This is a genomic window from Chromohalobacter sarecensis (genome assembly GCF_023061135.1).
Classification (GTDB): Bacteria; Pseudomonadota; Gammaproteobacteria; order Pseudomonadales; family Halomonadaceae; genus Chromohalobacter; species Chromohalobacter sarecensis.
On sequence record NZ_JAKGAN010000002.1, the window covers coordinates 203,240 to 217,557 of the forward strand.

The 14,318-nt window shown below is 61.6% G+C and carries 12 protein-coding genes and 1 tRNA gene; 6 read left to right on the forward strand and 7 right to left on the reverse strand.

Translation table 11 applies throughout. The features are described from left to right. Positions 1–24: 24 nt before the first annotated feature. The 7 genes from putP to L1071_RS03880 form a co-directional block, all read right to left on the reverse strand. On the reverse strand, positions 25–1,515 hold the full coding sequence (gene putP, locus L1071_RS03850; RefSeq protein ID WP_246968929.1) for a sodium/proline symporter PutP: 1,491 nt from the start codon (positions 1,513–1,515) through the stop codon (positions 25–27). A gap of 193 nt (positions 1,516–1,708) precedes the next feature. Next, on the reverse strand, positions 1,709–4,900 hold the full coding sequence (putA, locus tag L1071_RS03855) for a bifunctional proline dehydrogenase/L-glutamate gamma-semialdehyde dehydrogenase PutA (RefSeq protein ID WP_246968932.1): 3,192 nt from the start codon (positions 4,898–4,900) through the stop codon (positions 1,709–1,711). Positions 4,901–5,090: 190 nt separating this feature from the next. Next, a complete protein-coding gene (locus L1071_RS03860) occupies positions 5,091–5,879 on the reverse strand; it encodes an AraC family transcriptional regulator (protein WP_246968935.1) in 789 nt (262 codons plus the stop codon). Between the two features lie 64 nt (positions 5,880–5,943). Further along, entirely contained in the window at positions 5,944–6,315 is a 372-nt protein-coding gene (locus tag L1071_RS03865) for a hypothetical protein (RefSeq protein ID WP_246968938.1), read from the reverse strand. 102 nt (positions 6,316–6,417) lie between these two features. Further along, a tRNA-Gly gene (locus tag L1071_RS03870) sits at positions 6,418–6,493 on the reverse strand. Between the two features lie 223 nt (positions 6,494–6,716). Beyond that, positions 6,717–7,127, reverse strand: a complete 411-nt coding sequence (locus tag L1071_RS03875; protein ID WP_246968941.1) for a CBS domain-containing protein — start codon at positions 7,125–7,127, stop codon at positions 6,717–6,719. Positions 7,128–7,212: 85 nt separating this feature from the next. Continuing rightward, complete coding sequence (locus tag L1071_RS03880; protein ID WP_246968944.1) at positions 7,213–8,682, reverse strand: dihydrolipoyl dehydrogenase; 1,470 nt, start codon at positions 8,680–8,682, stop codon at positions 7,213–7,215. A 292-nt stretch (positions 8,683–8,974) separates the two neighbouring features. Here L1071_RS03880 and L1071_RS03885 point away from each other — a divergent pair, with 292 nt between their 5' ends. From L1071_RS03885 to trpB, 6 genes are all read left to right on the forward strand, one after another. Beyond that, positions 8,975–9,244, forward strand: coding sequence for a hypothetical protein (locus L1071_RS03885; protein ID WP_075367796.1), 270 nt, complete (start codon positions 8,975–8,977; stop codon positions 9,242–9,244). A gap of 118 nt (positions 9,245–9,362) precedes the next feature. Then, positions 9,363–9,521: a YqaE/Pmp3 family membrane protein gene (locus L1071_RS03890; RefSeq protein WP_040244018.1), complete on the forward strand. Its 159-nt coding sequence runs from the start codon at positions 9,363–9,365 to the stop codon at positions 9,519–9,521. 160 nt (positions 9,522–9,681) lie between these two features. After that, on the forward strand, positions 9,682–11,478 hold the full coding sequence (locus L1071_RS03895) for a type IV pilus assembly protein FimV (RefSeq protein ID WP_246968947.1): 1,797 nt from the start codon (positions 9,682–9,684) through the stop codon (positions 11,476–11,478). A gap of 55 nt (positions 11,479–11,533) precedes the next feature. Continuing rightward, positions 11,534–12,460, forward strand: coding sequence for a tRNA pseudouridine(38-40) synthase TruA (gene truA, locus L1071_RS03900; RefSeq protein WP_246968950.1), 927 nt, complete (start codon positions 11,534–11,536; stop codon positions 12,458–12,460). Continuing rightward, the gene (locus tag L1071_RS03905; RefSeq protein WP_246968953.1) at positions 12,457–13,092 is read left to right on the forward strand and encodes a phosphoribosylanthranilate isomerase; all 636 of its coding nucleotides are present in this window, start codon (positions 12,457–12,459) and stop codon (positions 13,090–13,092) included. The genes truA and L1071_RS03905 overlap by 4 nt, the downstream gene beginning before the upstream one ends. A 10-nt stretch (positions 13,093–13,102) precedes the next feature. Continuing rightward, the gene (gene trpB, locus L1071_RS03910; RefSeq protein WP_246968955.1) at positions 13,103–14,317 is read left to right on the forward strand and encodes a tryptophan synthase subunit beta; all 1,215 of its coding nucleotides are present in this window, start codon (positions 13,103–13,105) and stop codon (positions 14,315–14,317) included. The last annotated feature ends 1 nt before the right edge of the window (position 14,318 follow it).

Genomic DNA, 14,318 nt, shown 5'->3' on the forward strand with positions numbered 1-14,318 from the left:
CTAAGCGCGCTATACGCGCCGCTTTTAGCGGGAGATTTGCTTATACTCCCCGGCATCTTTCGTCATATTGCTCACCACCAGGATCGCAATGAAGGACGCGATGAAGCCTGGAATGATCTCGTATACACCGGAACCTCCCAGGAACGCTGCGTTCCAGCCCAGTGCAATCCAGATCATGACGGTGACGGCGCCCACGACCATGCCTGCGATGGCGCCAGCACCATTGGTGCGTGACCACATCAGCGACAGGATGATCAGCGGGCCGAACGCCGCACCGAAGCCTGCCCAAGCGTTACTGACCAGCCCCAGGACCTGAGAGTTCGGGTCAGATGCAATGAAGGCTGCCACCAAGCCAACCAATACGACACTGACGCGGCCGATGGTGACGGTTTCCTTCTCCGTTGCCTGCTTACGCAGGAACAGGCGGTAGAAGTCCTCGGTCAAGGATGAAGACGCCACCAGAAGCTGGCTGGAAACGGTGCTCATGATCGCTGCAAGCAGTGCGGCATAGAGGAAACCGGTGATCAGCGGATGGAACAGCAGGTCGGCCAGGATGATGAAGATCGTTTCCGGATCCTCGACATCCATACCGTTGCGGATTGCATAGGCCCGTCCGAATATCCCCAGAGAAACCGCACCGATCAGGGAAATGAGCATCCAGCTCATGCCGATGTTACGAGCAATGGGTACATCCTTCAGCGTTCGAATGGCCATGAAACGCACGATGATGTGCGGTTGCCCGAAATAACCCAGCCCCCAGGCCACCGCAGACAGCCAGCCGATGAAGGTCAGCCCATCCGTCCACGAGAGCAGTGTGGGATCGACGTCATTCAGGGTCTGTGTGGCTTGGGCGAAACCGCCGCCACCTTCGCCGAAGATCACAACCGCCGGCATGATTACCAGTGCCAGCATCATGATGCAGCCTTGCACGAAGTCCGTCATGCTCACGGCCAAGAAGCCGCCGACGACCGTATAGACAAGTACTACGCCCAGGGTGATGACGACGCCCGCCGCGTAATCGCTCAGGCCCCCGATGTTGATGACGCCGGAAAATGCGCTTTCGAACAACTTGCCGCCTGCCACCAGGCCTGATGCCGTGTACACCGCGAAGAAGACGACGATGACGATAGCGGATACCGTCCTCAGCGACATTGCCCGGGTCGGGAATCGATTTGCCAGGAAGGCGGGAATGGTGATCGCATTGCCATAGTGAACCGTCTGTTCACGCAGGCGTGGTGCGACCAGCAGCCAGTTGAAGAACGCGCCCACGAACAGGCCGATACCGATCCAGGCCGAGCCCAAGCCGGAGACGAACATCGCCCCGGGCAAGCCCAGCAGCAACCAGCCACTCATATCCGAAGCGCCGGCCGACAGGGCCGCCACTTTGGGGCTGAGGGTTCGGCCACCCAGTATGTAATCTTCAGAGGTGGACGTGGATGTGCGCATGGCATAAAGGCCTATGCCGATCATGAGCGCAAAGTAAGCAAAAAGGCTGATCCAAACACCAATAGCCATAAAAACGTCTCCTATTCTTAATTATCTTAGTTATTAGGCCGGATGTAGCTCCGGTAAATTGTGGGTACGCATACGAGCCAGAACGCTGATGGCGAGCATCATGAATAGGCCGAGCGCGGAGGTGAAGCCGATGGTGGCAATATTTTGGTCATGAGGGGGTTCCCTTCGTTTGTTGTTGGATGACGAGTGGAGATCACTCGTCTCCCAGCGCTAGCAGAGACGCATTGCCACCCAAAGCGGCGGTATTGATGGTGCGAGTCTTCTCCGTGGCGAACCGCTGTAGATAATGCGGTCCGCCCGCTTTGGGACCAGTGCCCGACAGGCCCTGGCCACCGAAAGGCTGAACGCCGACGACAGCACCGATGATATTACGATTGACGTAGACATTGCCCACTCGAATTTTGCGCGCTATTTCAGCGGCGAAAGATTCATTGCGGCTATGAATACCGAACGTCAGGCCATAGCCCTTGGCGTTGATGGTATCGATGACCTGGTCGATGTCTGCACTACGATACCGGGCGATGTGTAATATCGGCCCGAATTGCTCGCTCTCCAGCGCGTCGATGCCTTCGATCTCGAACGCGGTCGGCGCAATGAAGTGACCGTGCGCCGTGGCGTCGGCATCGGGCTCCGCCTCAGCCACCAGACGGCCTTCCTCCTTGAGGCGCACGATGTAATCGCTGAGTTGACGATGGGCGTCCTCGTCGATGACCGGGCCGACATCGGTCCCCAGGTCGCGCGGATCGCCGATATGCAGTTCCGCCATGGCGCCCTTGAGCAGCTCGATGACGTGGTCGGCGACGTCTTCCTGGATGTAAAGCACACGCAAGGCACTACAACGTTGGCCGGCGCTCTGGAACGCCGAGGCCACCACGTCAGCGACGACCTGTTCGGGGAGCGCGGTGGAATCGACGATCATGGCGTTCAAGCCACCTGTTTCGGCGATCAGAGTCGGCAGCGCGGCACCTTCGCGGTCGGCGAGGGCGCGGTTGATGATTTGCGCGGTGTTCGTGCCGCCGGTGAAGACGACGCCGGTGATGCGAGCATCACCTGTCAGCACGCTGCCCACGGTGGGGCCATCGCCGGGCAGCAATTGCACCACGTCGCGCGGCATGCCCGCCTCATGGAGCAGTTCCACGACGCGGTGCGCGATCAGTGAGGTCTGCTCGGCCGGCTTGGCGAGCACCGGATTGCCAGCGACGGCGGCGGCGACCATCTGGCCGCAGAAAATCGCCACCGGGAAATTCCACGGGCTGATGGCGGCGAACACGCCCTTGCCGGATAGGATCAGCTCGTTGGACTCACCGGTCGGGCCGGGCAGCGGAATCGGCGCGCCGAACATCTCGCGGGCGCGCATCGCATAGTAGCGGCAGAAGTCCACCGCTTCGCGGATCTCGTCGACGCCATCGGTGAGCAGCTTGCCGCCCTCGCGGGAGCACAGTGTCATCAGTTCGGCGAGGTGCTCTTCCATCAAGTCGGCGAAGCGCTCGAGAATCGCTGCACGCTCCTCGACCGGCGTGTCGCTCCAGCGCGGGAAAGCCGCCCAGGCGGCATCCACGGCGCGCTGGGCCTGCTCGCTGGTGGTCCACTGCACGCTGCCCACGCGCTGACGGGTATCGTAAGGGCTGAGTACGTCGTGACGCTGCGCAGCATCGTCTTCTACGTCGAAAGCCAATAGCGGTTTGACGTGGTGTTCGCTATCCATGAAGGTCGCCATGGTGTCGATCAGCGGTTGATATTGGCTGTTGATGTTCAAGTTGATGCCCTTGGAGTTCTTGCGTTTTTCCCCATAGATATCGCGTGGCAACGGAATCCGTGGATTGGCATAGGTGTCGTATTGCGCCAAGGTCTCTACCGGATGCTCGCAGAGACTTTCGACGGGCACGCTAGGATCGACCAACTGGTGCACGAAAGACGAATTGGCGCCGTTTTCAAGCAAGCGTCGCACGAGGTAGGGCAGAAGGTCTTTGTGTGCGCCTACCGGTGCGTAGATACGGCAGTAAGTGCCCTGTGGCGCTCGCTTGAGCGCGGCCTCGTAGAGCGCTTCGCCCATGCCATGCAGGCGTTGGAACTCGAAATGACGATCACCCGCGTTGGCGAGCTCCAGGATGGTGCTGATGGTGTGGGCGTTATGCGTCGCGAACTGCGGAAAGATCCGCCCCCGGGTATTCTCGGAGAGCAGGAAATGCACGCAGGCGAGGTAGGTGACGTCGGTGCATGCCTTGCGAGTGAAGACCGGGTAGCCGTCGAGCCCTTGCTGCTGGGCTTCCTTGATTTCGGTATCCCAGTAGGCGCCCTTGACCAGGCGTAGCGGGATTTCGTCGCCACACTGATCGGCGAGACGGTTTATGTAGTGCAGAACCGGCAAGACACGCTTGGAATAGGCCTGTATCACCAATCCAAAGTGCCCCCAGCCCCGGCAGACATCGCTTTCGAATACGTCGCGGAAAACCTCCAGCGACAATTCCAGGCGGTCGGCTTCCTCGGCATCGATGGTGATGGCGACGTTGTTCTCGCGGGCCAGCGAGGCGAGTCGGCGGACACTGTCGGTAAGCTCCTCGAGGATCTGGCGGCGGCGTCCGAATTCGTAACGCGGATGCAAGGCTGACAGCTTGATCGACACCGAGGGCGCTGGCGTCGTGGTATCCAGCTTGCGGCTGGTAGCACCGACCCGCTCGATGGCCTGGGCGTAATCGTCGAAATAACGACCGGCGTCGGGCCGCGTGCGCGCCGCCTCACCGAGCATGTCATACGAGTAGGTGTACCCCTTGTCGAACAGCGGCTGCGAGCGTTTCAGGGCCTCGTCAATGGTCCGTCCCAGCACGAACTGCTTGCCCATGATCTTCATCGCCTGATACATGGCGCGACGAATCACCGGCTCGCCCATGCGATTGACCATCTTGTTGATGAAGGTGGCGGGCTTGCCTTCTTGGGGCTGGTCGAGTTGTAGAACGCGACCGGTCATCAGAAGCCCCCAGGTGGAAGCATTGACGAACCATGATTCGCTCTGACCGACGTGTGCCTTCCAGTCGGCGGGCCCCAGCTTGTCTTCGATCAGGGCGTCGGCGGTGGCCTTGTCGGGAATGCGGAGCATGGCCTCGGCCAGGCACATCAACATCAAGCCTTCATGAGTATCGAGACTGTATTCCTGCAACAGTTCATCGATGGAGTCGACCGCCGTATCCATCTCGCGGACTTCGCGCACCAGCTCGGCGGTTTGCGTGGCGATGCGCTTGAAGTCTTGCTCTTGGGTACGCAAGAACGCGACCAGCTCGGCGACATAGGCGTCTTCTTCGACGCTGTAATAATCGCTGACACGCGTGAACAGCGTGTCGAGATCGTCGTTCCAGGTGGCGGTTTCCAGCATGGTGTTGGCATTTTGCATGTCATGACCCCGTGATAATCGGCGACGCAATAATGAAGGTGGGCGTGCGGAGTCGGCGCCAGTAGCGGCGTCCTGATTATGTTGTATAGCGTCGACTTTAGAGTGGGTCAGCGTGCCCGGTCTTGCCAATTTCCCGGGTGTTTGTGTCAAAAAATATGACAGAAGACGAGGTGGGCTTGAATTTTAGACCTTAGTCTATGATGGGCGGCGTGGTCATGACGGAAGCGGTAGCGCCTCGACGCCATTGCGAGGGCGACTGGCCATGGTGGCGTCGGAAGGCATGCGACAAGGCGCTTTGATTGGCGAAGCCTGTGCGTGCTGCGATCTCGCTGAGTGGCGCGCCGGCGTTTCGCAGCAAGATGCTTGCGCGTTCGAGGCGGCGACGCAATAAGTATTGGTAAGGCGTCAGCCCCGTATGGCGCCGAAAGCGCTCGCCGAAATGCGCCTCGCTCAGACAGGCCAGGCGCGCCAGATCCTTGACCGTCACGCGCTCGGCAAGGTGGCTGTCGATGTAGCGATCGATGGTGTCGAGATTCAGTGCGCGGCCGTTATCGAGCGCCGTCGGCGCGGACAGGCGGGCATGTAGGCAGCTCAAGAAGGTGGTGGCGAGCAATTCGCCATCGGCGTGGCGCGGCTGCGACATTTCCTGCACCACGAAGTTGAGATAGTTGCGCAGGGGGTCATCGAGCGTGAAATAGCGTGGCGCATCGAACAGGCTGGCCAGTTCGCGATGGCCTCCGGTCAGCGAGGGCGAGTCATCCGGGAGGTCGAGAATCAACTGGCGGTTATCACCGATGCCTTCGTAATAGTGCACATGATTGATCGGGACGATGCAGCCGGACAAGGGAGCGATGGAGCCGCCCAGTCCCTCGATCTCGAATTCGGCGTGCCCAGCCAGGCCGATGACGATCTGATGAAAGGCATGACCGTGATGCTTGACGGTGTTGTCGAGTGGCGTCAGACGAATGCTGCTGCTCATAGCGACCCTCCTGAGCTTCGCAGTGAGCTTACCATACACGCCCATCGCGCGTGAGGCGCAATTCTCAGGCCTCTAGTTCAGGCTTCGGCAGTGCCAGGCGCGCGCGCAAATGATCGCGTATCGCCTCGAGTTCGTCGCGCCCGGCACGCGATAACAGGCAGCCTCCCTGTGCGACTTGCCAGGGTCTACCGTGCTCCTCCATGACATGCTGCGCACGGCGGCGAATGCTTTCGAGATAGGCATCGTGGCGAATCGGATAATCGACCAGTGTATGCCACTCGGCCACGCTGACGCGCTTGTCCAGCGTTTTGTCGAACAGCGTGAGCAGGTGCTCGGGCTCGGTCCGGTAGCGGGGCGTACGGCTGAGCATCAGCATCGCCACGGTACCGACCAGGATCGTCAGACAGACGGCGAAAACCAGTAAGAAAAGAAGCATGAGGCGGTGAGAGGCCGAAACGAATGCGAAGCCTCGAGTCTAGCATGCGATCGCGCCGCGACGCAGTGACTCTCCTGGCGCGATGAAATCGCAAGGAAGGAGTGGAGCGGGCAACGAGGCTCGAACTCGCGACCCTCAGCTTGGGAAGCTGATGCTCTACCAACTGAGCTATGCCCGCTCGACGCAGGGATGTTAATCAAGCGAGCCAAGCCTTGGCAAGCCCGATTACGGCAGTGCTCGATAAAAATGCGCGAGGCGAGGGAACTTTTGCCTGCAGCGTGGTCTGAGTTAATGCAAGAAACGTGATTTCAGGCAGTCGCTAGGAAATGCGTTTTGAGCTTACTGTTCTCGATTGACCGCCGTGCCTTTGCACGGCGGTTTTTTATGGGCTGGCGTTGGTCTCAGCAGCGGTTGCGCATGGTCAATAGGGCGGCGAGCACCTCACGACGGGTGACCAAGCCGATGACGTGTCCGTCATCGACGACGGGATACACCTTGGGTCGTTCGCCACGCATGGATTCGGCCAGGTCGACGATGCTTTTGTCGGGCGTCACGGTCAGCACGACTTCGCGCATCAGCTCGCCGACCAAGGATGGCTGGCCGCAGTGATAGGCGCTATCGAGTAGCTGGCCGAGCACATCCTGTTCCGAAATGAAGCCGATCAGGCGGTCTTGCGCATCGACGACCGGCGCGCCGGGCAACCGGTGGCGCGCGAGTCCCTCGGCGAGGGCCGTGATCGAGGTGCTGGCGGTGACTCGGTAGCCATCGCCGATCATGATGTCGCCGACTACGGCGGGGGAAGAACGCGACATGGCGGGTCTCCTGGGCGTCGACGGCATAACGTTTGCTGACGTCATGCCGTTAGCGTGGCACCACGCGGCGCGTGGCGTTGAAACGTCAGTCCCCCGGGCCGCATTCCATGCAGCGCTCGACGACCGCCGGCCCCAACTGGAGCTTGGCGTTGAGGTCGCGCAGCGCGGTGCGCAAGCCTTCTTCGACGACCGGGTGATAAAACGGCATCTCCAGCATTTCACTGACTGTCAGACGTTGCTGATGCGCCCAGGCGAGCAGGTGGCCCAAGTGCTCGGCGCGCGGCCCGAAAATCTCGGCGCCGAGGAACAGTCCTGAGCCCTGTTCGGCATATACATGCATCAGCCCCTTGTTCATGCGCATGACCCGTGAACGGCCCTGGCCCTCGAAAGATACCTCGCCAGTAGCGAAGCAGTCACAATCGCCATAGCGCGCTTCTAGTTGAGGATAGCTCATTCCCACGGTAGCAATTTGCGGGTCGCTAAAGACCACGCCCAGCGGCGTGCGACGGTGCCCGGCCCTGACCTCAGGGTAGCGACCGGCATTGTCGCCAGCGATGCGCCCTTCGTCGGAGGCTTCGTGCAGAAGCGGTAGCTCGTTATCGGCATCGCCAGCGATGAATACATGGCTGGGCGCGTCTTGGCGGTTACGGCATTGCAGCGTATGGCGGTTGTATAGCGGCACGCCACGGGTATCGAGCTTGAGATGAGCCGCCTCGATGTCGAGATTATCGACGCTGGGACGCCGCCCAGTTGCGGCGAGGAGATAATCGAAGCGCTCGGTCAGGCGCTCCCCGGTCTTGCGTTCGATGAAGGTGATGAGCACGCTGTCGCCGTCGCGCTCGATGGACTCGACCGTGGCGTCGGGGTCGACGTAAAGCTCGTCGTTGAACGCCTGCTCGGCGTAGTCGCGAATCGCGGCGTCCTGAAGCGGTCCCAGCGCACCGCCTACACCGAAGATGCGTAGCCGTACGCCCAGCCGGTGAAGCGCCTGGCCCAGTTCGAGACCGATCACCCCGGGGCCGAAAAGGGCGACCGACTCGGGGAGAGTTTCCCATTCGAAGACATCGTCGTTGATTGCCAGGCGGTCGCCGGCGGCTTCGAAGAAAGCTGGATAGGTGGGGCTCGAGCCGGTGGCGATGACGATCTTGTCGGCCTCGACGCGGGTTTCCTCATCGATGATCAGCGTGTTGGCGTCGGCGAAACGAGCATAGCCGTGCAATTTGTCGCTGGCGGGGATGCCGTCGACCGACGCGAGTACGAAGCCCACGAAGCGGTCGCGCTCACGGCGCACACGGTCCATCACCGCACGCCCGTCGACCGTTATCTCGCCACTGATGTTGACGCCGAAGGGCGCTGTGTCGCGGGCATGGTGTGCAGCTTCGGCGGCGGCGATCAGCAATTTGGACGGCATGCAGCCGACGCGCGCGCAGGTTGTGCCATAGGGGCCGCCTTCGATCATCACCACCGAATCGGTATGTGCCTTGGCGGCGCGATAGGCGCCGAGTCCTGCGGTTCCGGCGCCGATGATGGCGACATCCACCTTGCGTACTTCCATGCTGTGTCCTCTTTGAATCGTCGATGGTGAAATGAGCGAGCCGTCGTGTTGCGCCCGGCTACCTGAAAACGCGGGCTAGTATGTCGAGGAGCAAGGGCATGATGAATTTGATTAAAATGAAAGCGCTGATAGGTAAAAACGATAAAGCAGCATCCTCTTGAAAGTCGGACTCATGCCTTCATTTAAAGGGGATACGCTATAGTGGCGTCGTGAGATAATGACGCCGCACATATGCGCCACGAGCCAGTGGCACGAGACGCGATACACAGGGTCCGGCTCTTCGGGAGGTAACATGAACGCACGCGATTACTTGGCCAAGCAGGGCATTGGCCTCGACAAGGAAGAGGACAAGCCCACTACCCTCGAAGAGCAGGCCTGGGCACGTGCTCGAGGCGCGGCGAGCCATCGCCCGCGCAGTGGCACTCCGCATGATTGGGAAGATTGGGAGCGCCACCACGACACGCTGGCCTCCGGCGCCGACGAGGTGCGCCAGAAGATCGATCCTGACGCCCATTCGCATGCCCCGGGCGTCGAATATTGCGACCCCCGCGGCAAGCAATAGTAAGACTATCGAGGCATCATGTCCTTGCGTATCATGCTAGGTGGTGGATACCACTAGTGGGGGCGCCCCACACGACTTTGAAAGGCTCTGAAAGGACGCATTCACAAGGAGAGGATGTATGGACATTATCCGCATAATTCTGGCTATTTTGCTGCCGCCCCTGGGGGTTTTCCTGCAGGTCGGTTTCGGGCTGCATTTCTGGCTCAACATTCTGCTGACGTTGTTGGGGTATATTCCCGGCATCATTCACGCCGTTTGGATCATCGCCACGCGCTGACAGAGATGGCGCCGTCGAGAAGACGCCCCTGCCTGACTGTCACGGAGCAACGAGCCCGCCTAGGCGGGCTCGTCTCGTTTGGGTAGTGCCTAGTATGAGGTGGCTGGTCAAAAGATATGATAAAACTCCAACCATCGTTGACGTCGTTGCTGAGGATTCCATGCTGCGCAAGACTGCCTTGGCATTGTGCCTAGTCGTGATGAGCCCCGTGGCGCTAGGGGTGAGCGTGGGAGCACCGCAGGTCACCTCGTATCTCAATCAGCCCTTGCGTGCCGAGCTGACCCTATCCGGTGTCGGCGATATCGATCCCCAGCGGCTCAAGGTGCGTCTCGCGGATGACGACGCCTTCGAGGCGGCGGGGCTGGACGCAAGAGCACTCAAGATGCCGCTGAATGTCGCGCTATCGCGCGATACCACGCCGCCACGTATCACGATCAGCAGCCAGGCGTCGGTGGGGCGCGCCTATCTCGAGTTATTGCTGGAGGTGTCATGGCCGCAAGGGCGTATTCAGCAGCCGGTGACACTGCTGTTCGATCCACCTGGCTACGCCCTGGCGAACCCTGCCGGCGCGCCGCAGGCAGCACAGGGTGCTTCGACGCGAGATGATGCATCGACGCCTTCTCGTGAGACATCTAAGCCCCAACCTGAGGTGCCGCAGGGCGTTATCGGGACGGCTCGCGAGCGTAGTGACGCGACCTTGCGCCCCGCATCGGGCGGCACATCGTCGATGCAGCGCGAAGGAGAGCCCGATTCTCGACGTGCGGCCAAGCTGGAGGCGGCGCTGCAAGCACTGCGCGTACGCGTGGCCTATGTCGAGCGGGAGCGTGATGCCCTGGCCGAGCGTCTCGAAGCGCTTTCGGCGTTACCACCGGTCGACGTGACCGGCGTGACGGCCTTGCTGGCGCAGACGGCATCCGATGCACCGTCGGCATCGTCCGGCGAGCGGGCAGCATCAACCAGCGACGAAACGCCCCCGAGCGCTGCCCAGCGTGAAGAAACGTCGTCATCCTGGTTGGGGCCATTGCAGGTGGGGCTGCTGATCGTGTTGGCGGCATTGCTGGCGCTTTGGGGATGGCAACGTTGGCGTACCGGCCGCGAAGCGACCTACCAGGATATGGCGGCACGCTTGGGGACCGCGCAGTCCACCGCGAAGGCACGCCCGATCCTAAGCGACGATGATGTACCCGAGACGGCCACCATCGACGAGGCTGATATTTATATCGCCTATGGACGTTATACCCAGGCGCGCGAATGGCTGCAGGCGCGTCTTGCGGCGCAAGAAAATGCCGAATTACGCCTCAAGTTGTTGTCGGTATTGGGCGAGTTGGGCGAGTTCACCGCGTTGGAGCGTGAAGCCGAGCGCTTTGCGCCGTCGGTCAGTGATGAAACGCATCGCGAAGCCGCGACACTGGTGACGCATTATCGCCAAGTCGGTGTCGCGCCGTCTGCTGATGCGCTACGTGAGCCGGCATCCTCCTCCGAGGAAGACTCGCTGTTCGCAGGCGTCTCGGCGCCTGCCGACAATACCGAGCCCGAGACACCGCATGATGTGTCCGACGAGGAATCGGAGGCGGTAATGCCGGCCGCGCGTCCCGCCGCGGAGGCCGCGCCGCTCGAGTTCGAGCCGCCTGACGTTCCGGAGGCGCCAACGCGTCTGGATTATCAGCTTCCTGAGGTGGAGCCGTCGGTGGCGTCCGCGCCTCAAAACGAGTCGCCTGAGTCCTCCCACGATATTGCGCATTGGGAGGTCGAGGAAGTGGCGTTCGCACCCCCGCATCTGGATAATAGGCGCGCCGCCGAGACGCCAGCCGACGCGTTGGAGAAAGCGCGGAGCTTGTTGGCCGCCGAAGGCGAAACCACGCAGGCCAAGGCGCTGCTGCAAGTTGCGTCGCGCGCTGAAGACGACAGCGTCGCACGGGAGGCCAGGGCGCTGATACGCGAATACGATGGTGCCTGAGTGCTATACGTGGGCGCCAGCGTGACATACCCAAGACTCAACGTGACGGATATCGATGGCCTTCTTCGAATTCCAGGATGACCGACAGCCGCTGGAAGGACGCATCGCACTCGGGGTCGAGTACGATGGTAGTGCATATTGCGGTTGGCAGCGCCTCACCCAAGCGCCTTCGGTGCAGGCAGCGCTGGAAGCGGCGCTTTCGAAGATCGCCAATACGCCAGTGCAGGTGCTGTGCAGTGGACGCACCGATACCGGCGTGCATGCGACGCGTCAGATTGTGCACTTCGACGCGCCGGTGCTCCGCACACAAAAAGCCTGGCTGTTCGGCGCCAATGCCAAGCTGCCGCGCGATGTTGCGGTGCGCTGGGTGGCCCCGGTCGCCGATGATTTTCATGCGCGACTTTCGGCCTTGGCGCGGCGCTATCGTTACGTGATCCTCAATCAGCCATCGCGGCCGGTGCTCGAACGCGCCAATGCGACCTGGTGCCGTGAGCCGCTGGACGCCGAGCGCATGCATGCCGCCGCCCAGGCGTTGATCGGCGAGCACGACTTTTCGAGTTTCCGCGCCGCAGGCTGCCAGTCGAAAAGCGCCCATCGTCATGTACACTTCATCGAGGTACGACGCTATGGGCAGATGATCGTCATCGATATTCAAGCCAACGCCTTCTTGCATCACATGATTCGCAATATCGCCGGCGCGCTGGTGGCCGTCGGACGCGGCGATCATCCGACGAGCTATCTTGGAGAGCTGTTGGCGCTGCGTGATCGAACGCAGGGCAATGTCACGGCGCCGGGGTGTGGGCTGCACTTCGTCGACGTGTATTACGATGAGCGCTTCGAATTGCCCCAAGAGCCGCTCGGCCCGAACTTGCTGGCGTTCATCGGAGAATGGAGCGGCGAGCGCACGCTGCCGGATAGTGAGTGGGCGCGTGCGCGTCGCCAGCGCCGCGTTTATCCGCCGCGGCGGGAGGTGTCGTCATGAAGGCGACGATGCAGCGCACACGCGTCAAGATCTGCGGCCTGACGCGTGAAGAAGATATCCAGGTGGCCGTGGCGGCGGGCGCCGATGCGCTGGGCTTCGTGATGTGGCCGGGCAGCGCGCGGGCCATCGACGCAGCGCGCCTGGCCCAGCTATCGGCGTGCGTGCCGCCCTTCGTCACGCGGGTGGGGTTGTTCGTCGACCAGCCCGAGGACGAAATTCGGCGTTGCGCGCGGCATCTGGATTTGGTTCAGTTGCACGGCAGTGAAACCGCCGAGGCATGCGAGCGTCTGGAGGTCCCTTGGATCAAGGCCTTGCGCATGCGCGACGGGCTTGACCTGCACGCCGAGGCGGCGCGTTATGCCGGTGCGCGCGGCCTGTTGCTGGATGCCTATCGCCCTGGCGTGCCGGGCGGCACGGGCGAGACCTTCGACTGGTCGCGAATCCCCGCAAACCTGGCGAAACCTGTTATTCTCGCGGGAGGCTTGACGGCAACCAATGTCGCCGAAGCCATCCAGCGGGTGCGGCCCTATGCCGTTGACGTCTCGGGAGGCGTCGAGGCGGCCAAGGGCGTCAAGGATCCCGCGCGCATCCGGGCATTTCTGTCCCAAGTGTCCCATACCCAAGCCCTATGAGGTGTCATTCGTGACCAAGTTCAGCGACCTGACCCGACTGCCGGACGCCCAAGGCCATTTCGGTCCGTACGGTGGCCGGTTCGTCTCGGAGACTCTGAGCTTCGCCCTGGAAGAGCTGGAGAAGGTTTATTTAAGCCTTCGCGACGATGCCGATTTCCAGGCCGAATTCGATCGTGACCTGGCCCATTACGTGGGCCGCCCGTCTCCCCTTTATCACGCTGAACGATGGTCCAATAAAATCGGTGGCGCGCAGATCTGGCTCAAGCGCGAAGATCTCAACCATACCGGCGCCCACAAGGTGAACAACACCATCGGCCAGGCGTTGCTCGCCAAGAAGAGCGGCAAGCCGCGCGTCATCGCCGAGACCGGTGCCGGGCAACATGGCGTGGCCACCGCTACTGTGGCCGCGCGTCTGGGCCTCAAGTGCGAGATCTACATGGGCGCCGAAGATGTTGAGCGTCAAAAGCTCAACGTCTATCGCATGCGTCTGCTGGGAGCCGAAGTGCACCCGGTCGAGTCCGGATCGCGGACCCTCAAGGACGCCATGAACGAGGCGCTGCGCGACTGGGTGACCAATGTCGACGACACCTTCTATATCATTGGCACCGTGGCGGGGCCGCATCCCTATCCCGCCATGGTCCGCGATTTTACTTCGGTGATCGGTCGTGAGGCCCGCGAGCAGAGTCTGGCGCAGATCGGCCGCTTGCCCGATGCCCTGGTGGCCTGCGTGGGCGGCGGTTCCAACGCCATCGGTCTGTTCTATCCGTTCCTCGAGGACGATGAGGTGGCCATGGTCGGCGTCGAGGCCGGTGGCGACGGTGTCGAAACCGGACGTCACGCCGCGCCGTTGACTGCCAATGCGCCCAGCGGCGTGCTGCATGGCAACCGTACCTATTTGATGTCCGACGCCAGCGGACAGGTGTCGGATACGCACTCGATCTCCGCCGGTCTCGACTATCCCGGCGTCGGCCCCGAGCACGCGCTGTGGAAAGATGTCGGGCGTGTCAGCTACGTGGCCGCCAACGACGATGCAGTGCTCGAGGCGTTTCGTGAGCTGACGCGCATCGAAGGCATCATGCCCGCCCTGGAAACGGCTCATGCGCTGGCCCATGCCAAGGTAATGGCAGCTACCATGCGCCCCAATCAGCATATTGTCGTCAATCTTTCCGGGCGCGGTGACAAGGACATTCACACGGTGGCCAAGCTCGACGGTCTGGAATTCTGAG